Genomic DNA, 16979 nt, shown 5'->3' with positions numbered 1-16979 from the left:
TCCTCAGGTCGGCAGCGCGCGCTCGTCGAGCACGCATTTGCCCGCCTCGACCAGCGTCGTGCGCGCGCGCCGCCGCACCCGGCACCGGTCGACGGTGCAATCAAGGTGCAATTGCATTGCGGCATGGGCTTGTTCGACGGTCATGATGCCCGGGTCGCCGCCGCAGGCCAGCAGGGCGGCCACATGCATGTTCAGGTTGGTCAACTGCATCAGGAGACACCCGCCCCGTGCGCCCCGGCGGTCCACCGATGTCGGGTGGGTGCCGGACGATCCTCCGGCCAGGAGGATTGCCGCACGGCCATGCCGACCGCCTCCAGCGCGGTCAACCCGACCTCGTCGGCGAGTTCGCCGACCAGATCGAGCAGGGTCGGCACCACCTCGGCAACCCGCAGCGCGGCGACGGCTTGCGCACACGTCAGGGTGCGGCCGGGCAGGTAGGAAACCACCCAGCTCCCGTGTCCGACGCTGCGCGCGCGATGCGCGGTGAGATCGCTGGTCATCAAGGACGACGCAATGACATGTACAGCCATGACTCCTCGTTCCTGCGGGCGACTCCTGCTGAGTGCCCGGAGGTTTCGCGGCGGGACGCCGAGGATGGCGTTCGATCCCTCCGGGCATACTTCCAGCACACCATTGACGGGGGCGCGAAACAACGCCCGCGATGGATATCCAAAGATTTCGCGCGAATTCCCAGCACGAAAACCAGCCGGGAGGGGAGGATTCTCCATAGTGGACGAAAGCGCCCGCTGCCCAAGCGAAGTGACGGGGGACCGAGCTTGCTGGTTGCCCCGGAAAATCACGGGTGAGCAGCCGAACACAGAACGGAGCGTGCTGTGTCAGCGAGTTCGGCAAGACTGTCAGCGAGTTCGGAGCGAGCGTCCGGGGGGTCCGACAGACCGACCGGTACCGAGAGCGCCTCCTCCACCCTACCGCGCAGGCAGCTAGGCAGGTATCTACGCGACTGGCGCACCCAGGCGGGCCTGACCATCGCCGAGGCCTCGCGGCTGATGGAATGGGGCGCAAGCACTTTGCAACGCCTGGAAAAAGGCCAGGCCGACCGCATCCGCACCATCGACATTCAGGAACTGTGCCGCATCTACGGCATCCCCGACGAGCTGGCCGACGGCCTCAAGGGCCTGGCCCAGCAGGCCGCGGTCAAGAGCTGGTGGCACGCCTACGGTGACCTGATCCCGGAGAACTTCGATGTCTATGTCGGTTTGGAAGCTTCGGCCCAGCAACTCAGTTCCTACCAGTCCGAGCTGGTGCTAGGTCTGCTGCAGACCGCGGACTACGCCAGGGCCCTGCATCGTCTCGGCTATCCGGACGATTCCGAGGCCGAGCTCGAACGCCGGGTCCAGCTCCGGTTGCAGCGGCAGGCCTTGATCACCAGGAAGGCCTCGCCCGCGACCGTTGCCGTGGTGTTGCACGAGTCGGTGCTGCGCCGGGTGGTCGGTGGCGCGAAAGTGATGGCGGCGCAGCTAAGACATATTGCGGATTTGAGTACCAATGACAATGTTGCGGTGCGTATTCTGCCGTTCGCGGCCGGTATTCCGCTCGGGGATTCAACGGGACCGTTCACTGTTCTGGAGTTCGGTACCGATAGCAAAGGGCAACCGGTAGAACCACCGGTTGTGTATGTGGAAGGTTTCACCGGAGATCTCTACTTGGAAAGACCGGTCGATGTGCAGCGGTACCATCGGGCACACGAGTGCCTCCAGCGCGCCGCGCTGGATATCCAAACGAGTAGACATCTGCTTCGGCAGATAGCGAAGGAGTTTGCGGCATGAGTATCGATCTTATTGGGGCGCAGTGGTTTACCAGCGCCCGCAGCGGCAGCAAGGATTGTGTGGAAGTCGCCTTCCTCGGCGGCGGGCATGTCGGTGTGCGCGACAGCAAGAATCCCGGCGGCCCGGCCCTGGTTTTCACTCCCACGGAATGGGATACGTTCACGGCCGGTGTGGCGGACGGTGAATTCGCGCGGGCGTGAAGCGGTTTCGGTAGGTGCGGAGTTCGACCGTGCGTGCACGGATCCATGGACAACGGGCTGCATTCGACGCAGCCGTAGGGGCAGTGAGGCGGAGTCATGAGTGTCAATAACGGCGCGAATGTCGATCTGGACGGCGCGACCTGGCGCAAGGCCGGCGCGGGCGCGGGCAACGACAGCGTCGAGGTAGCCATGCTGGCAGACGGTCACGTAGGCCTACGTGACGGCAAGAACCCGGACGGCCCCGTCCTGGTCTTCACCCCCAGCGAGTGGGCCGCGTTCACCGCAGGCGTGCACGACGGCGAGTTCGACCGACCCGGCGCGTAGCCAGAGGGGCCCGGCCGCGTCGAACGCGCGCCGGGCTTCATTGCGGCACCGAGTGGTTCAGCAAGATCACGAAATGGCACAAATCGGGCAACAAAACGGGTTTCGCCAGGAGAAATTTCGGGTAGTTAATCTTTTGTGGATCGTGGGCTGAAAGGTTCCCACTCCCGGTACAAGAAATTGCGACCTGGGGACTGGGTGGAATGGTTGATCGTCGCGTTGCTGTTCGCAGTGACGTCGATCGGTCTGTTCATCCTCACCGGCTCACTGATGTCATCACTGTTCATCGGCGTACTCGTGGGAGTTGTCGCCGTCGGTGTCGTGGCCATGCTGTGAGACAGGTGTGCCCGCCGACCGAGGATGATTCCGGCCGACGGGCACCTCGTCAACGACGAAACAGCTTGTTGCCCAACCACACCAGCGGATCGTACTTCTGATCCGCCACGCGTTCCTTCATCGGGATCAACGCATTGTCGGTGATCTTGATGTGCTCCGGGCAGACCTCGGTGCAGCACTTGGTGATATTGCAGAGTCCGAGGCCCTGTTCGTCCTGCGCCAGGCCACGCCGGTCACCGACATCCAGCGGGTGCATTTCCAATTCCGCGATCCGCATCAGGAACCGCGGCCCGGCGAACGACGTCTTGTTCTCCTCGTGGTCACGCACCACGTGACAGGTGTCCTGGCACAGGAAGCACTCGATGCACTTGCGGAACTCCTGCGAGCGCTCGACGTCGACCTGCTTCATCCGGTAGTCGCCCGGCTTGAGATCCGCGGGCGGCGTGAACGACGGTATCTCCCTTGCCTTCTGGTAGTTGAAGGACACGTCGGTGACCAGATCCTTGATCACCGGGAAGGTGCGCATCGGGGTCACCGTGATGACCTCGGCCTCGGTGAAGGTGGACATCCGCGTCATGCAGAGCAGGCGCGGTCGCCCGTTGATCTCGGCCGAGCACGAACCACACTTGCCCGCCTTGCAGTTCCAGCGCACCGCCAGATCGGGCGCCTGGGTGGCCTGCAGCCGGTGGATGATGTCGAGCACCACCTCGCCCTCGTTCACCGCCACGGTGAAATCGTGCAACTCACCACCGTCGAGGTCGCCGCGCCATACGCGGAATTTGGCGTCGTAACCCATCGCTACGCCTCTCGCTCTGTCGATTTCCCGGCCGCCGCCGGATGCCCGGCGATTTCGTCGGGGGTGTAGTACTTTTCGAGCTCGCCGAGTTCGAAAAGGGCGAGCAGTTCCGGTCGCATCGGGGTCTGCTCCTTGGGCGTCACAGTGACGTCCGGGATGGTCTCCCCCGCCGTGCTCGGATCCACCGCACACACCAGCAGCTTGTGCCGCCAGTCGGGATCCATCGACGGATGATCGTCGCGCGTGTGCCCGCCGCGACTCTCGGTGCGCAGCAACGCCGCCTTCGCGACGCACTCGCTGACCAGCAGCATGTTCTCCAGGTCGAGCGCGAGATGCCAGCCCGGGTTGAACTGCCGGTGCCCCTCGACGGTGACCTGCTTGAACCGGGCCCGCAGCTCTTCGAGCTTGCTGAGCGCCTCGCGCACCTCATGCTCCTTGCGGATGATGCCGACCAGGTCGTTCATCGTCTGCTGCAGATCGGTGTGCAGGGTGTACGGGTTCTCACCCCGGCCGTCGGAAGGCGGATCGAACGGCGCCAGTGCGACTTTCGCGGCCGCGGTGATGTCGGCGTCGGTGATCGAGGGCCGCTGCGCGAGCTGCTCGACATACGCCGCGGCGCCGAGCCCGGCCCGGCGGCCGAAGACCAGCAGGTCCGACAGCGAGTTGCCGCCGAGCCGGTTGGAGCCGTGCATACCGCCGGAACACTCACCGGCGGCGAACAAGCCGGGCACCGTCGCCGCCCCGGTGTCGGGATCGACCTCGATGCCGCCCATCACGTAGTGACAGGTCGGGCCGACCTCCATCGGCTCCGCCGTAATGTCCACATCGGCAAGCTCTTTGAACTGATGATGCATGGACGGCAGCCGGCGCTTGATCTCCTCGGCGGGCATGCGCGAGGCGATATCGAGGTAGACCCCGCCGTGCGGTGTGCCGCGACCGGCCTTGACCTCCTCGTTGATCGCGCGCGCGACCTCGTCCCTCGGCAGCAGGTCAGGGGTTCGGCGCGCGGAATCGTTGTCGCGCAACCACTGATCGGCCTCCTCCTCGGTCTCGGCGTACTGCCCCTTGAAGACCGGCGGGATGTAGTCGAACATGAACCGCTTGCCCTCGGTGTTCTTCAGCACGCCACCGTCACCGCGCACACCCTCGGTGACCAGGATGCCCTTGACGCTGGGCGGCCAGACCATGCCGGTCGGGTGGAACTGCAAGAACTCCATGTTGATCAGCGTCGCGCCTGCCCGCAGCGCGAGTGCGTGGCCGTCGCCGGTGTACTCCCACGAATTCGAGGTCACCTTGTACGACTTGCCGATGCCGCCGGTCGCGAGAACCACTGCGGGAGTTTCGAAAAGCACGAATCGGCCGGACTCGCGCCAATAGCCGAACGCACCGGAAATCCGGTCGCCGTCCTTGAGCAGTTCGGTGATGGTGCATTCGGAGAAGACCTTGATGCGCGCCTCATAGTCGCCGGTCGCCGCGTAATCCTCCTGCTGCAGCGAGACGATTTTCTGCTGCATGGTGCGGATGATTTCCAAACCGGTGCGGTCACCGACGTGCGCGAGCCGCGGGTAGGTGTGGCCACCGAAGTTGCGCTGGCTGATCCGGCCGTCGGCGGTCCGATCGAACAGCGCCCCATAGGTTTCCAGTTCCCACACCCGGTCGGGTGCCTCCTGGGCATGCAGTTCGGCCATGCGCCAGTTGTTGAGGAACTTGCCACCACGCATGGTGTCCTTGAAATGCGTTTGCCAGTTGTCCTTTTCGTTGGCATTGCCCATCGACGCGGCGCAGCCGCCTTCGGCCATCACGGTGTGCGCCTTGCCGAACAAGGATTTGCACACCACCGCGACGGAATGGCCGTGTTCTCTGGCCTCGATCACCGCGCGCAATCCTGCGCCACCGGCCCCGATGACGACGACGTCGTACTTGTGCCGTTCCACTTCTGGCATGGCCGCGAATACTCCTGGGGTTGGGGCGGGTCAGTTGATGAACCGCAAGTCCGAAATCTTCTCGCTGGCAACCAACATGACGTAGAAGTCGGTCAGCACCAGGGTGCCGAGGGTGGTCCAGGCCAGTGCCATGTGCCGGGTGTTCAACTTCGAGACCTGGGTCCAGAACCAGTAGCGCACCGGATGGGCGGAGAAGTGCTTGAGCCTGCCGCCCGCGATATGCCGGCAGGAATGGCAGGACAGCGTGTATGCCCACAGCAGGATCACGTTGACCCACAGCACGATGTTGCCGAGACCGAAGCCGAAACCGCCGTCCGCACCGTGGAACGCCACGGCCGCGTCGTAGGTATTGATCACCGAAACCACCACGGCCACATAGAAGAAGTAGCGGTGCGCGTTCTGGATGATCAGCGGCAGCTTGGTCTCGCCGGTGTACTTGGCGTGCGGCTCGGCGACCGCGCAGGCCGGCGGGGAGAACCACACCGCGCGGTAATAGGCCTTGCGGTAGTAATAGCAGGTCAGCCGGAAACCGAGCAGGAACGGCAGCACCACGAAGCCCAGTGGCAGGATCGCGGGCAGATCGCCGAACGGCGTGCCGAAGTGGCTGGAGCCCTCGACGCACGCGGTGCTGAGGCACGGTGAGTAGAACGGCGTCAGATAGTGGTAGTCGGCCACCCAATAGTGGTCGCGCGCATAGGATCTGACCGTCGCGTAGATGACGAACGCGGCGAGGCCGAGCACCGTGATCGCCGGCGGAATCCACCAACGATCGGTGCGTAGCGTGCGTTCGGAGATTCGAGCCCTGGTCCTGCTGAAGACGCCGGTCCCCGTTTCCGAGGTGGTGCTGCTGCTGGTAGTCGGTGCGGCACTCACAACCGTGCCTCGCTAACGCTCGCCACCGTTGTGAATGCCGAGGGCGCTGTGTTTTTGGTTCGATCGCTGCGCTCACTCACTGGTGGATGCCTCGCTGATCTGCTGTGCGGGTGGTCATCGTTACCTCCGCAATCGAATGTGATGCCCAGCACCATACGACACCCCGGCTATCGCTCGAGCGGGGTCCCGGCATTCCAGACCCGCCGGGATGCCCGTGATTTGCGCCACATTCGATGTCGCTTCAACGGAATCGGTCCGACGGTGAACGGACCGCAAACTCTTCGAACTCGACTAAAACAGAACACGATTCGAGACAGGTGCGCGTAAAGGAAACCTGGGGTCGAAATGCCGACGCGCCCATCGTCACACGGCGGCAACATATCTGTGGTCCTCTTTTTCCGAGATGTGCCCGCTGACGTGCGCCGATGTCCGTGCGGTTGGCGTAAGGACCGGTGGCGGCAGCCCGCTCGCCCACCAGGCCTGCGAGCGCCGCTGGTCGGACATGGCGCCAGGCCGGGGGAAGGAAGACCATGATGCGAAGAGCCGCGATCGTCGCGCCGGTCCGTACGCCCAGCGGGATCGAAGGGGGTGCGCTGTCGGGAATGCCGCCGGAGTGGCTGGCCTCGACGGTGCTGTCCGCGGTCATCGAGCGCTCCGGGGTCGACCCGATGCGTATCGAGGATGTCGCGATGGCCTGTGTCGACGGGGGTCTGGCCAACGGGCCGGAGCTGAGCAGGCTGGCCGCGCGCGGCGCCGGGCTACCGTTCGCCGTTCCCGGCTTCCGCACCGATCGGCGTTGCGGCAGCGGCCTGCAGGCGGTGATCACCGCGGCCATGATGGTGCAGACCGGCGCCGCCGATGTGGTCGTTGCGGGCGGCGTCGAGTGCGCCGCGGATGCCACTGCCCGCCAGGGGGATTCGGCGCGGGCCGCCGATCTGCGCAATGCCGAGGAGCTGGCCCGCCACTACGGCATCAGCCGGTCCGAAGCCGACGAGTTCGCCGCGGCCAGCCATCGCAAGGCCGCGCGCGCCTGGCGGCAGGGCACCTTCGCCGCCGAGGTGATTCCGGTCGGTGTGGCCGGCGAGCCGGGCCGGCCCGCCGCGGATGTCGAAGGCACCGGGGGACACCGGATCCTGCGTGACGAGGGGGTGCGCGACGACGTCTCCACCTACACCTTGGCCGCGTTGCGCCCGTTGTTCGCCAACGGGGTGGTGACCGCAGGCAATATGACTGCGCACCGGCACGGCGCGTCGGCGTGTCTCGTGGTCGCCGAGGAGCGGCTGGACGAGCTGGGCCTGACGCCGATGGCGTATCTGGCCGGCTGGGCCGCGGCCGGATGTGCCTCGGCGACGGCGACGCTCGGTGCGGCGCCCGCCGTGGCCAAGGTGCTCGGCCGCACCGGGATCGGACTCGACGAGATCGATCTGGTCGAGGTCAACGAGGGTTTCGCGGTGGAAGTGCTTGCCCTGGCGCGGGAATGGGATCTCGATCCGCGCGATCGGCTGAACGTGAACGGTTCGGCGATCGCATTGGGGCACCCGGTCGGCGCCACCGGCTTGCGGATCATGACCACGATGCTGCACGAACTCGCCCGCACGGGTGGCACCTACGGTCTGGAGGCGATCGCTCTCGGCCACGACCACGGCATCGCCGCGCTGTTCGAATCGGCCGCGGCCGCCCCGATCACCGAGACTCCGCGCGGTGCCCGGTTCCACGGCGCCCGCCCGGCTCGGCGGTTCGGCCGCCATCGGGCCTGACCGCGCCGGGGGTCTCCGGCCGGGGGTGGACGCGACTTCGCGGGCCCACCGGCACGGAGCGGGCCCGCGAAGTTGTTCGGTCGTGCGCTACTCGGTCCGCGGGCGGGAGTGGAAACCCAGACCCTCGTCCTGCGCGCCCATCCAGGCCGCCTCGTCGGACTTGCTGTCCGGGACGTAGATGGTGTCCTGCGGGCGGCGGCGGACCTCCGGCGGCGGCGACTGCTCGAGCTCGTCGGCGTCGATGACGAGCCGCTCGAGATCGTTCTCCAGCCGCCGCACCATGTTGGCGTCACCGTAGTGGGCCCGCAGTGCGCCGATGGATTGCCGGAGCTGGCCGACCGTGTAGCGGAGTTCCGCGATTTCGCTGCGTGTCATCGATACCTCCTGTGTTCCGGGCAGACATGCGAACTCGGTGGGTAACGGGTACTTCCGTGTCCTGCCTGGAAGCGCGCTGCACCAAGCCGTGTGACTCACCACACAACGTGATCTTTAACACAGTACAGAAAGATTCTTGATCTGGCTCGTCAGCTGCGAATCTTCGGCAGTTCGCCCAATTGTTGCTCAGCCTCGGGCATCGCGCTTTGTGTGAACCGACGGTGGGTCATTTTCGGTGATCCCGGCCCGCTCGGTGCTCATCCGGCGACGGCGTACTCCGGCCCCTGTCCGCGCAGGCTCGCGACGACCTGATCGACCAGTCCGACGATGGACAGCGCGACCTCCTCGGCCCGCTCGAAGATCACGCTGTGCCCCGCCCCTTCGAGCGGAACCAGCTGCGAGCCGGCCAGCTGCGAGGCGAGCGCCACCGAATGCGCGAACGGCACCACGATGTCGGCCGTGCCCGCCAGCACCAGCGCCGGGATGGTGCCGAGGCGGTGCAGGGTCGCGGTCTCGTCGAAGGTGATCAGCGAGGCGAGGAAACTGGACATGGTCAGCAGTGGCGTGTCGTTCAGCATGGCGGTGGCGACCGCGACCATGCGCGGATTCACCTTCCTGGTGCCGGAATTCGCCGCCCGGATGATCGGCTCGAAGATCCGGCGGGACAGCCGCTTCGAGCCCTGCATGACGCGCGGCGCGCGAACCACGGCCACCTGCAGCGAGTTCACCGCACGCCGCTTGAGAAACCGGCCGAGGCCCACCTCGGTGATGCCGTTGGCGGCGCCCGCGATCAGGCCGACGCCGACGATGCGGGTGCCGATCATCTCCGGGAACAGCCGGGCGTAGGCGAGCACGACCATCGCGCCCATCGAATGCCCGATCAGGATCACCGGCCCGGTCGGCGCGACCGTGCGCAGCACGGCGTCGAGATCGTGACCGAGCTGCTCGATGGTGTACGTCGAGGGGTGGGCCTGCCCGGATTCGCCGTGACCGCGGTGGTCGTAGAACACCATCCTGGTCTCGGCCCCCCACTGACGCAGCAGTTGGTCGCGCAGGAAGCGCCACGATTCGGTGCGTAAGCAGTGGCCGTGGGCGAACACCACGGTGACGGGTGCGGTGTCGGTGCCGAACACGCGGACCGACAGTGGAACGCCGTCGTCGGCCGACACCGTGACACGGTGACCGTCATAGCCTGCGGCGCTGCGGGCGATGATCATGGACATGACGTCCTCCTGGGGAGGGTGCATCCTCGCGGAGCGTTCTTGCCCGGTTGTCGATATATATTTCCGCCGCGTTAGCAGGTCATACCTGGCGTTATGGACAAGTTGTCCAACTGACGCACGGGAGGTATCCGACACTGCCCCTCTACGATCGTCCGCCGTATCTACGTCTCTATAGGGAAAAGACTAGAGTCTGACAGATAGCTCTGATCGGTTGATCGTGACCGAGGGGTTGGGAACATCTGCGAGATCTTCTAGAGACCGCTAGAAACCTTGAGACGTCGCGACCTCACGTTCATCTAGACGATTCTAGCGTTTTCTATATAGTTACCAAGACTCATCAAGAGGCTACTCACGTTCCTTTACCGAAGGCCTCGAATCGTCGAGTGCAACGTTCGAATAATGCATGGAGAGAGAAGATCAGCATGAAGTAGATCGGGATCGACAAGATTTCCCAGTTCTCATTCCGCACCGTTAATGCCGCCGATACCACGATGAGGGCATATGACGTGAAAAATGCTGTGCGAATTGCGGTGAGGAGATGTCCGCTGGGTGGCCGTCGATGGCAGATGGCGACCGCTGACAGCGCCACCGCCAATGCCACTCCGATGGCAATGCGTTGCACTACACCGACTCCCGCATATTCCCCGACGAAGGTGAACAGGAGTCCACACCCGATCAAGATGGGCACAACTGCTAGAACAAGGAGCCCGAAAATTCGGACCCGCAGCTCCCACTCCGTTTCGCGCCGCGCCCCGGGCTCGGCCATCATTACACTATCTTCCAGTTGGACTTGTTGTCCCCGTCGACCGATGCATCGTTGAAACTCGAGGACTGCGAGTCCGGCCACTTTCCTTCGGGGAACGATCTCTCCAGATCGCTCATGGCCTTTACCTGTGCGCCGAGAAACGTGGCCAGGGCGGTGCAGGCTCCCCAAATGGCTGCCGTGGATATCCCGGAGGTAGCGGCAATGTCGGCGATGCTGACAGGCGCCCCGACTCCGGTGATCAGCTCAGCGATGGCCCTGGCGAGACCGAGGAGGAATTCGGCACAAATCACCAATATGCCGACATAGAAGGCGAGGCCACCGACTGCGGCATCCAGCATCCCGCTCCTCGCCTTATCGGCGATATCAGAAAATGTCCCAGCGGCACCGACCTGGCTGGTGCACGTCTGCATATATGCAGTCCGAGCGCTACCTTCCCACCTTCGAAGTGCTTCCACGTTGTTGGGATCGATACCTTGCTTGACCCCGGCGGAAACGTCCCGGATGTCAGCCCAGTCCTTGCTTCGCAGGTACATTTCGTACGGCGCACGCACGCCATGGTAGATCTCTTTGATTTTGTCCCATATCCACTGACAAATCTCGATGATTTTATCTGCGCAAGTCTTGATGAGGCGCTGGAGCGGGGGGAGAAGTCTTACGTAAGGTAGATCCAATGCATCGCTCTTGGCATTCGGAACTTCGACCTTTATCGCATTGTCTACTTTGGTGAAGAATTTATCCAAGCCATCGAGAACGGAATTGTACTGAGAGATATCGAAACTCATAATCGCCCCCTGGTTACCAGACGTTGTCGATGCGGTGCTTGCCTGCCGCGTCTTCGGCTTCGTACGTATCGGCGCACGTGCGCAGCACGCCGGCTACTTCCGTGAAGCGTTGCGACGCCTCACCTGCACGGCTGGCCAAATCGTTGACAAGCTTGTCATTCGCGCCGGTGATCGTAAAGAACAAGCCGGCCTCGAGATGAGTAAACGTCAACGTCTCTATCTTCGCCTTGAGGCCTGACATATCAGTGGCCTTGCCCTCCCACAGTGCCGCATCGTTGCGAAGTGAGCCGGTTGCGACCTTGAGCTTCTCTGCATCAGCACCCACTGCTGTTCCCCTCTGATCTACTCACTCGACTCGTAATTTATGAATGTATCGGCGGCAACTGCTGGTGCAGTGAGTTCACCGTGCATCGGACGGCGGATGAATCTGCAGATTGGCAATGGCTTGAATAGCTTCACCAATTAGCGTACCGGGTGAAATCTCCGAATCGCCGTCGTTCGATGTAATTCGTTGGCGATATGCCTGATTATATGACTCGCTGATCGCCCATGCAATCCGGCCCCCACCCACATCCATTCCCCAGGGGATGCGGACCGAGCAGTCGACGATGTCATTCTTGTTCAAGGTGATTGATGCGTACAGTTCATTCTCGCCGCCGACGGAAGCCGTGAATTCTCCGACTTTTGATTCTGTGGGATCACCGTCAAGCTTGCGAAGAGCTTTTTCAAGCATCTGTTCCACGCTGACCGGTTGATAATGCGAGGGCTGTGGTGGGCTGAAACTTGTAGGCGTTGCGGAAGTAATATCGAGCTCTTCGAGTCTGTCGATCGTACCGTTCTCCGCCGCTGCGATGCTGGTCAACTCGAGGCGCTTTATCTCCGCATTCTTCACCGCCTGTACGAAGGCCGGGCCGATGCCATTTTGGTCGAGGTATAGATGCCAGTTCTCCGAAACGACAACTTGATTCAACTCGCCTGTGCCTGTCACGGTAACCTGTACGGCCCCCGTGCTGTCATGCGCAGTAGTGTTCGATGGCCCGGCGGAGAAGGCTTCTTGCATCAAGTCCGATATTGCCCTGGTATACCCATGAAACTTGGCAAGGTCGTCGAGGAGGCTGCCGAAACCGGGCAAGTCTGCCGGTTGATCAGGTCGTGAAGCGGACCCGGAAAAGGTCGAATGCGCAGAACTCGTTGTCGGCAATTCAACGGGATCGGTCGGCGCAGCGGGAGCGGGCCCGAACGAGGGAGAAGGGGTGGTCCGGGGTTGCGCGATGGGGTCTGCGGGACGAGCCTTTGGCGTCGGCCGGAGCGGTTCCTCATCCCAGTGTTCGTCAGGATCGTCGTAATGGTTGTAGAAACCGCCCGCCATCACCACACCTCGCAGCGATTGCCGGTTGCCAACGCGATCAGTGTGGTGTCTCTTGAAGTTTGCATCAACCCCCCGTTCACGTTCCCCGCCGCTTACCAGGCGGTCGCGCCCACCTTCGCTGGCATCGATCTGTTTGTCAAACCTGTCGGCGTGCAGTGGTGCCTAGAGCCCGCCGGCGCGGTCGCGATGTCCTTGGTCGCCTCAGACAAGTAGACGTATGCAACGGCTTGCTCGGCTTCCAGTCGCGGCGAGGCTGTCGGTCGGATAGTCGTCTATCGCGGGGAAGGCCCCCGGTGGTTGTTGGCGTCTGGGTCGGCGCGGATGTGACGGCGTAGCGCGCTGCCGCGGCGGAGCCACCCACCGATCAGGGTATCTAAGTAGTTCTAGTGTTTTTGAAATAGAACCTAATAGTCTCCAATGAGGGCACCCGCCGGACGTCACGTTCGTGGCACAGCGTTATCGAACGTGACGCCCGGTGAGCGGCCGACCGTTCAGGGGGTTGCGGTGCTGCGGGTGGATGGGAGGAACGGGCGCAGCAGGTTTTCTTCGGTGGACGGACCGACCTGCCACTCGGCGATCCACGGGCCGGTGCCCTCGCTGGGGTCGAACACGCCCTCCTCCAGCCAGGTGTAGCGACCGGTGAGCACGCCGCGGGTCAGTGTGCGGTCGTCGTCGTCGGTGTTGTCCCAGAGCTGGTCGAACAGGCTGCGCACCCGGATCCTGGCCTGCTTGCAGAAGGCGTCGGCGAGCTCGGCGGCGGCGGTGGCCTCCGGCGCGCCCGCGGCGTGCAGTGCGTGCGCCCGCACGCAGGCCGCCGACATGGCGAACAACTCGGCGCCGATATCGACGATCCGGCCGAGGAAGTTCTGCTTGTACTCCAGCTTCGCCTGCCAGCGGCCCATCGCGTACATCAGCGACCTGGCCTGTTTGCGCGAGCTGCGCTCGATGAAGCGCAGATGCTTTGCCAGCGAACCGAATTCGGTATAGGTCGCGGGCACGGTGCCCGAGCCGACCGCGAGCTGCGGGAACCACTTGGCATAGAAGCCGGTCGCGCCGACGGCCGCCTTGGCCTTGTCCTTCAACTCGGCGTTGCGGTCCACCAGCGCGCCGGCGGCCGCCATGTGCGCGTCGGCCATCTCCCGAGCGATCAGCAGCCGCATGATCTCGCTGGAGCCTTCGAAGATCCGGTTGATGCGCAGATCACGGACCAGTTGTTCGGCGCCGACCGCGCGTTCACCGCGGGCCGCGAGCGAGGCCGCCGTCTCGTAGCCGCGACCGCCGCGGATCTGCACGAGCTCGTCGGCGATGGTGCAGCTCATCTCGCTGGCCCACAGCTTGGCCAGCGCCGCCTCGATCCGGATGTCGTTGCGCGCCTCGTCGCACATGGCGGCGGACAGGTCGAGTGCGGCCTCCAGCGCGTAGGTGGTCGCGGCGATGAAGGAGATCTTCTGGCCGACCGCCTCGTGCTCGCCGACCGGCCTGCCCCACTGCACCCGCTCGGTGCTCCACTCCCTGGCGATCTTCAGCGACCACTTCGCCGAGGCGGTGCACAGCGCCGGGATGGCCAGCCTGCCCGCGTTGAGGGTGGTGAGCGCGATCTTCAGGCCGTCGCCTTCGCGCCCGATGAGGTTGGCCCGCGGCACCCGCACGTTGTGCATCCTGGTGACGCCGTTCTCGATGCCGCGCAGGCCCATGAACGCGTTGCGCCGCTCGACGGTGATGCCCGGCGAATCGGCCTCGACCACGAACGCGGAGATGCCGCCGCGATGGCCCTCGCTCTTGGGCACCCTGGCCATCACCACCAGCAGCTCGGCCACCACACCGTTGGTGGTCCACAGCTTGACGCCGTTGAGCTCGTAGGCCGTCCCGTCGTCGACCGGGGTGGCGGTGCTCGCCATCCTGGCCGGGTCGGAGCCGACATCGGGCTCGGTGAGCAGGAAGGCACTCACCGCGCCCGCGGCGCACCGGGGCAGGAACTCCGCCTTCTGCTCCGCGGTGCCCGCCAGTTTCAACGGTTCGGGCACGCCGATGGACTGATGCGCCGAGAGCAGCACGCCAAGGCTGGGATGGGCCGAGCCGACCAGCATCAACGCCCGGTTGTAGCCGAACTGGGAGAGCCCCTGTCCGCCATAGGATTCCGGAATCTTCAAGCCGAAGCAGCCGAGCTCGGCGAGCCCCTTGACGTACTCGTCCGGGATCCGGCCCTCCGCCTCGATCACCGCGCCGTCGATGGACTCGCAGAACGGCCGCAGCCTGGCGAGGTAGGCCGCGGTGCGGGCGGCATCCTCCGGGCTCGGCTCCGGGTAGGGGTGGATCAGATCGAGCCGGAACCGCCCGAGGAACATCTCCTTCGCGAAGGATGGTTTGGCCCAGCTGGTTTCGCGGGACTCCTCGACCAGTGCGCGGGCCTGTTCTTCGGTGGCGTCGACTTTCGCGGCTGTCGCCATGATGTCCTCCTCGGACGTGATCAGGATCACATTCGAGTGTAAGAACTTTAGTTACCGGCCGGTAGGGCTGCAGGTCGATTGATTTCTATCGATCTCTAATGATCTTGGTAGACAAGCTAATTCGAAGCTATCCGATCGTTCGCTTTTCGGACCATCAGACGCTGCGCAGATAGCGGCCGAAATGCGGCACGGTGAATCCGATGGTGCCGCGCTCGGCCGAGTAGATCAGGCCCTTCTTGATCAGACCGTCGCGCGCGGGCGAGAGAGAGGCGGGTTTGCGGCCGAGTTCGCTGGCCACCGCCGAGGTGGCCACCGGGCCGTCGTCGCCGGCCAAATCCGCCATGGCGCGCATGTATTCGCGCTCGGCCGGCGTTGCCCGTTCGTAGCGGGAGCCGAAGAAGCCGACCGCCAGCTCCTCTTCCGCGGACGGCGCGGCCACCTCGACATCCTCGGCCGTGATCGGGCTCTCCGGCGCCTGGTCCCAGGCCGCCTTGCCGTAGGCCTGCACAAAGTACGGATAGCCATCGGCCTTGTGGTACAGCGCATCCAGCGCCTCGTCGGTGAACTTCACCTCTTCGCGCTCGGCGGGCGCGATCAGCGCGAGGTCCGCGGATTCCCGGTCGAGTCGATCGATGCGGTGATAACTGAACAGTCGCTCGGAGTAGCTCTTCGAGGCGGACAGCACCGCGGGCAAGTGCGGCAGCCCGGCGCCGACCACGATGAGCGGCGCTGCGTCCTGGCTCAATTCGTGGCAGGCGCCGCAGATCGCGGAGACGTCGGCCGGGCCGAGGTCCTGCATCTCATCGATGAAAATCGCGATGCCGACGCCGATCTCGCTGGCCAGCGCGGCCGCCTCGACCAGCAGCTCGACCAGGTCGATCTCGATGTCGCCGGAGTCCGCGCGCCCGGTCACCGCGGGCACGTCGATACCGGGCTGCCAGCGTTCGCGCATGCCCTTGTCGGCGGTGGCGCGCAGCGCGAAAGCCTTGAGAATGCCGAGGAAATCGTCGACCCGCTCCGGGTTGCGGTGTGCCATGGCGATCGCGCGGACGGCCATGTGCAGCGCTGAGGACAGCGGGCGGCGTAGCTCCTGGTCCGGCCGGGCCTCGATCTTGCCGGTGCCCCAGCCACGCGAGATGGCGGCGGAGCGAAGTTGATTGAGCAGCACCGTCTTTCCGACGCCGCGCAGCCCGGTGAGCATGACGCTGCGTTCCGGACGGCCGCGGGCGACGCGTTCCAGCACGATGTCGAAGGCGGTGAGTTGCTTGTCGCGCCCGGCTAATTCGGGTGGGCGCTGTCCGGCTCCGGGAGCATACGGATTCCGCACGGGGTCCATACCCTGACACCGTAGCCCGTTCGGTCCGGAGAATCTGCCCGTATCTACGGCGTGTCCTAGATACGCCTAGCGGAAGGTATTGCACGATGGCACTCGCACTATCGCTATAGGCCCGGAACTCACTACGCTGGTGGCGTTTCCGGCGAGTATCGGAGGGGCATGTCCGACGAACCCACCCCCACCACGGCTGAGGTGGTCGAATCCTGGAATGTTCCAGCAGGTGCCACCGTCGCGCGGCGCATCCGCTCCAACATTCTGGTGGCGATAGAGCGCGGCTATGACGATCCGCAGCTGGTGGCGGACCTGGCGGTCGGGCCGTTGGTGATGGCGCTCGGTCAGCTGGAGGTCGGGCTCGCCGATGCGCGGCGCCGGATCGTCGAACTCGAGCGCGCGCTCGCCGAACGCGACGACGAGTCCTCGAACGGCCACGAATCCTGAATTCCCAGCGGCCGATTCGGACATTTGCCGCCGATCGGTAACGGACACCGCTGCGCCGATATCGTGTCGTGACCTTGTGGGCGTGTCGCGTTTCCGGGCAATCGTCCAGCGGGTTTGCCGAGAGTGAAAAACTCGCAGGTCTGTGCGCTGGACAACACCGCGTCGGCATCGTAATCTCTTCGTGACTTAGTGGAGTGCCTGTCGCTTCGAAAGAGAAGCGGCGCCACAGA

At 64.5% G+C, this 16979-nt stretch carries 20 protein-coding genes; 7 read left to right on the top strand and 13 right to left on the bottom strand.

From position 1 onward, the window contains the following. Positions 1–3 precede the first annotated feature (3 nt). Both DMB37_RS20570 and DMB37_RS20565 read right to left on the bottom strand, forming a co-directional pair. Entirely contained in the window at positions 4–210 is a 207-nt protein-coding gene (locus DMB37_RS20570) for a hypothetical protein (RefSeq protein ID WP_135234104.1), read from the bottom strand. Beyond that, positions 210–530 (bottom strand): hypothetical protein, encoded by a 321-nt coding sequence (locus DMB37_RS20565; RefSeq protein WP_135234103.1) that lies wholly within the window; start codon positions 528–530, stop codon positions 210–212. The genes DMB37_RS20570 and DMB37_RS20565 overlap by 1 nt, the downstream gene beginning before the upstream one ends. Before the next feature lie 303 nt (positions 531–833). Between DMB37_RS20565 and DMB37_RS20560 the strand changes: the two genes are divergently transcribed. From DMB37_RS20560 to DMB37_RS40605, 4 genes are all read left to right on the top strand, one after another. Then, positions 834–1787 (top strand): helix-turn-helix transcriptional regulator, encoded by a 954-nt coding sequence (locus DMB37_RS20560; RefSeq protein ID WP_240771587.1) that lies wholly within the window; start codon positions 834–836, stop codon positions 1785–1787. Then, the gene (locus DMB37_RS20555; protein WP_107653434.1) at positions 1784–1987 is read left to right on the top strand and encodes a DUF397 domain-containing protein; all 204 of its coding nucleotides are present in this window, start codon (positions 1784–1786) and stop codon (positions 1985–1987) included. Before DMB37_RS20560 ends, DMB37_RS20555 begins: the two co-directional genes overlap by 4 nt. A gap of 96 nt (positions 1988–2083) precedes the next feature. Continuing rightward, complete coding sequence (locus DMB37_RS20550) at positions 2084–2311, top strand: DUF397 domain-containing protein (RefSeq protein WP_107653433.1); 228 nt, start codon at positions 2084–2086, stop codon at positions 2309–2311. 195 nt (positions 2312–2506) lie between these two features. Then, entirely contained in the window at positions 2507–2644 is a 138-nt protein-coding gene (locus tag DMB37_RS40605) for a hypothetical protein (protein WP_228540563.1), read from the top strand. Positions 2645–2693: 49 nt separating this feature from the next. On the opposite strand, the gene DMB37_RS20545 is transcribed toward DMB37_RS40605, so the two are convergent. From DMB37_RS20545 to DMB37_RS20535, 3 genes are read right to left on the bottom strand one after another with little or no spacing between them, the layout of a single operon-like run. Continuing rightward, positions 2694–3440 (bottom strand): succinate dehydrogenase/fumarate reductase iron-sulfur subunit, encoded by a 747-nt coding sequence (locus tag DMB37_RS20545; protein WP_107653432.1) that lies wholly within the window; start codon positions 3438–3440, stop codon positions 2694–2696. A 2-nt stretch (positions 3441–3442) separates the two neighbouring features. Then, positions 3443–5383, bottom strand: coding sequence for a fumarate reductase/succinate dehydrogenase flavoprotein subunit (locus DMB37_RS20540; protein ID WP_135234102.1), 1941 nt, complete (start codon positions 5381–5383; stop codon positions 3443–3445). A gap of 30 nt (positions 5384–5413) precedes the next feature. After that, positions 5414–6256 (bottom strand): hypothetical protein, encoded by an 843-nt coding sequence (locus tag DMB37_RS20535; RefSeq protein ID WP_135234101.1) that lies wholly within the window; start codon positions 6254–6256, stop codon positions 5414–5416. Between the two features lie 533 nt (positions 6257–6789). On the opposite strand from DMB37_RS20535, the gene DMB37_RS20530 reads away from it, so the two are divergent. Next, complete coding sequence (locus DMB37_RS20530) at positions 6790–8013, top strand: acetyl-CoA C-acyltransferase (protein WP_135237709.1); 1224 nt, start codon at positions 6790–6792, stop codon at positions 8011–8013. 87 nt (positions 8014–8100) lie between these two features. Here DMB37_RS20530 and DMB37_RS20525 read toward each other — a convergent pair whose 3' ends face one another. The 6 genes from DMB37_RS20525 to DMB37_RS20500 all read right to left on the bottom strand — a co-directional run bounded on the left by DMB37_RS20525 (position 8101) and on the right by DMB37_RS20500 (position 12528). After that, entirely contained in the window at positions 8101–8388 is a 288-nt protein-coding gene (locus tag DMB37_RS20525) for a hypothetical protein (RefSeq protein WP_107653429.1), read from the bottom strand. Positions 8389–8645: 257 nt separating this feature from the next. Next, positions 8646–9611, bottom strand: coding sequence for an alpha/beta fold hydrolase (locus DMB37_RS20520; RefSeq protein ID WP_135234100.1), 966 nt, complete (start codon positions 9609–9611; stop codon positions 8646–8648). Positions 9612–9960: 349 nt separating this feature from the next. Beyond that, positions 9961–10380, bottom strand: a complete 420-nt coding sequence (locus DMB37_RS20515; protein ID WP_135234099.1) for a hypothetical protein — start codon at positions 10378–10380, stop codon at positions 9961–9963. Then, on the bottom strand, positions 10380–11159 hold the full coding sequence (locus DMB37_RS20510) for a hypothetical protein (RefSeq protein ID WP_135234098.1): 780 nt from the start codon (positions 11157–11159) through the stop codon (positions 10380–10382). Before DMB37_RS20510 ends, DMB37_RS20515 begins: the two co-directional genes overlap by 1 nt. Positions 11160–11172: 13 nt before the next feature. Continuing rightward, positions 11173–11484, bottom strand: coding sequence for a hypothetical protein (locus DMB37_RS20505; RefSeq protein ID WP_135234097.1), 312 nt, complete (start codon positions 11482–11484; stop codon positions 11173–11175). Positions 11485–11559: 75 nt separating this feature from the next. After that, a complete protein-coding gene (locus DMB37_RS20500; RefSeq protein WP_135234096.1) occupies positions 11560–12528 on the bottom strand; it encodes a hypothetical protein in 969 nt (322 codons plus the stop codon). On the opposite strand from DMB37_RS20500, the gene DMB37_RS20495 reads away from it, so the two are divergent. Further along, entirely contained in the window at positions 12505–12741 is a 237-nt protein-coding gene (locus DMB37_RS20495) for a hypothetical protein (protein ID WP_135234095.1), read from the top strand. The two genes, DMB37_RS20500 and DMB37_RS20495, sit on opposite strands and share 24 nt — an antisense overlap. Positions 12742–13019: 278 nt before the next feature. Here the strand turns inward: DMB37_RS20495 and DMB37_RS20490 are convergent, their stop codons facing one another. Beyond that, entirely contained in the window at positions 13020–14975 is a 1956-nt protein-coding gene (locus DMB37_RS20490) for an acyl-CoA dehydrogenase family protein (protein ID WP_135234094.1), read from the bottom strand. A gap of 154 nt (positions 14976–15129) precedes the next feature. Continuing rightward, a complete protein-coding gene (locus DMB37_RS20485; RefSeq protein ID WP_135234093.1) occupies positions 15130–16311 on the bottom strand; it encodes an ATP-binding protein in 1182 nt (393 codons plus the stop codon). Positions 16312–16470: 159 nt separating this feature from the next. On the opposite strand from DMB37_RS20485, the gene DMB37_RS20480 reads away from it, so the two are divergent. Continuing rightward, on the top strand, positions 16471–16749 hold the full coding sequence (locus DMB37_RS20480) for a hypothetical protein (RefSeq protein ID WP_135234092.1): 279 nt from the start codon (positions 16471–16473) through the stop codon (positions 16747–16749). Positions 16750–16979 lie beyond the last annotated feature (230 nt).

Origin of the sequence: Nocardia sp. CS682 (assembly GCF_004634405.1) — a bacterium.
Lineage (GTDB): Bacteria > Actinomycetota > Actinomycetes > Mycobacteriales > Mycobacteriaceae > Nocardia > Nocardia ninae.
The sequence above is the reverse complement of the archived record's forward strand: the minus strand, read 5'-3'. Positions and strand labels throughout refer to the sequence as shown.

Coding starts and splice junctions, on each gene's coding strand:
- DMB37_RS20570 (WP_135234104.1), bottom strand. CDS start 210: ATGCAGTTGACCAACCTGAACATGCATGTGGCCGCCCTGCTGGCCTGC.
- DMB37_RS20530 (WP_135237709.1), top strand. CDS start 6,790: ATGCGAAGAGCCGCGATCGTCGCGCCGGTCCGTACGCCCAGCGGGATC.
- DMB37_RS20520 (WP_135234100.1), bottom strand. CDS start 9,611: ATGTCCATGATCATCGCCCGCAGCGCCGCAGGCTATGACGGTCACCGT.
- DMB37_RS20490 (WP_135234094.1), bottom strand. CDS start 14,975: ATGGCGACAGCCGCGAAAGTCGACGCCACCGAAGAACAGGCCCGCGCA.
- DMB37_RS20485 (WP_135234093.1), bottom strand. CDS start 16,311: ATGGACCCCGTGCGGAATCCGTATGCTCCCGGAGCCGGACAGCGCCCA.
- DMB37_RS20495 (WP_135234095.1), top strand. CDS start 12,505: ATGGTTGTAGAAACCGCCCGCCATCACCACACCTCGCAGCGATTGCCG.
- DMB37_RS20550 (WP_107653433.1), top strand. CDS start 2,084: ATGAGTGTCAATAACGGCGCGAATGTCGATCTGGACGGCGCGACCTGG.
- DMB37_RS20480 (WP_135234092.1), top strand. CDS start 16,471: ATGTCCGACGAACCCACCCCCACCACGGCTGAGGTGGTCGAATCCTGG.
- DMB37_RS20555 (WP_107653434.1), top strand. CDS start 1,784: ATGAGTATCGATCTTATTGGGGCGCAGTGGTTTACCAGCGCCCGCAGC.
- DMB37_RS20510 (WP_135234098.1), bottom strand. CDS start 11,159: ATGAGTTTCGATATCTCTCAGTACAATTCCGTTCTCGATGGCTTGGAT.
- DMB37_RS20515 (WP_135234099.1), bottom strand. CDS start 10,380: ATGATGGCCGAGCCCGGGGCGCGGCGCGAAACGGAGTGGGAGCTGCGG.
- DMB37_RS20545 (WP_107653432.1), bottom strand. CDS start 3,440: ATGGGTTACGACGCCAAATTCCGCGTATGGCGCGGCGACCTCGACGGT.
- DMB37_RS20500 (WP_135234096.1), bottom strand. CDS start 12,528: ATGGCGGGCGGTTTCTACAACCATTACGACGATCCTGACGAACACTGG.
- DMB37_RS20565 (WP_135234103.1), bottom strand. CDS start 530: ATGGCTGTACATGTCATTGCGTCGTCCTTGATGACCAGCGATCTCACC.
- DMB37_RS20525 (WP_107653429.1), bottom strand. CDS start 8,388: ATGACACGCAGCGAAATCGCGGAACTCCGCTACACGGTCGGCCAGCTC.
- DMB37_RS20540 (WP_135234102.1), bottom strand. CDS start 5,383: ATGCCAGAAGTGGAACGGCACAAGTACGACGTCGTCGTCATCGGGGCC.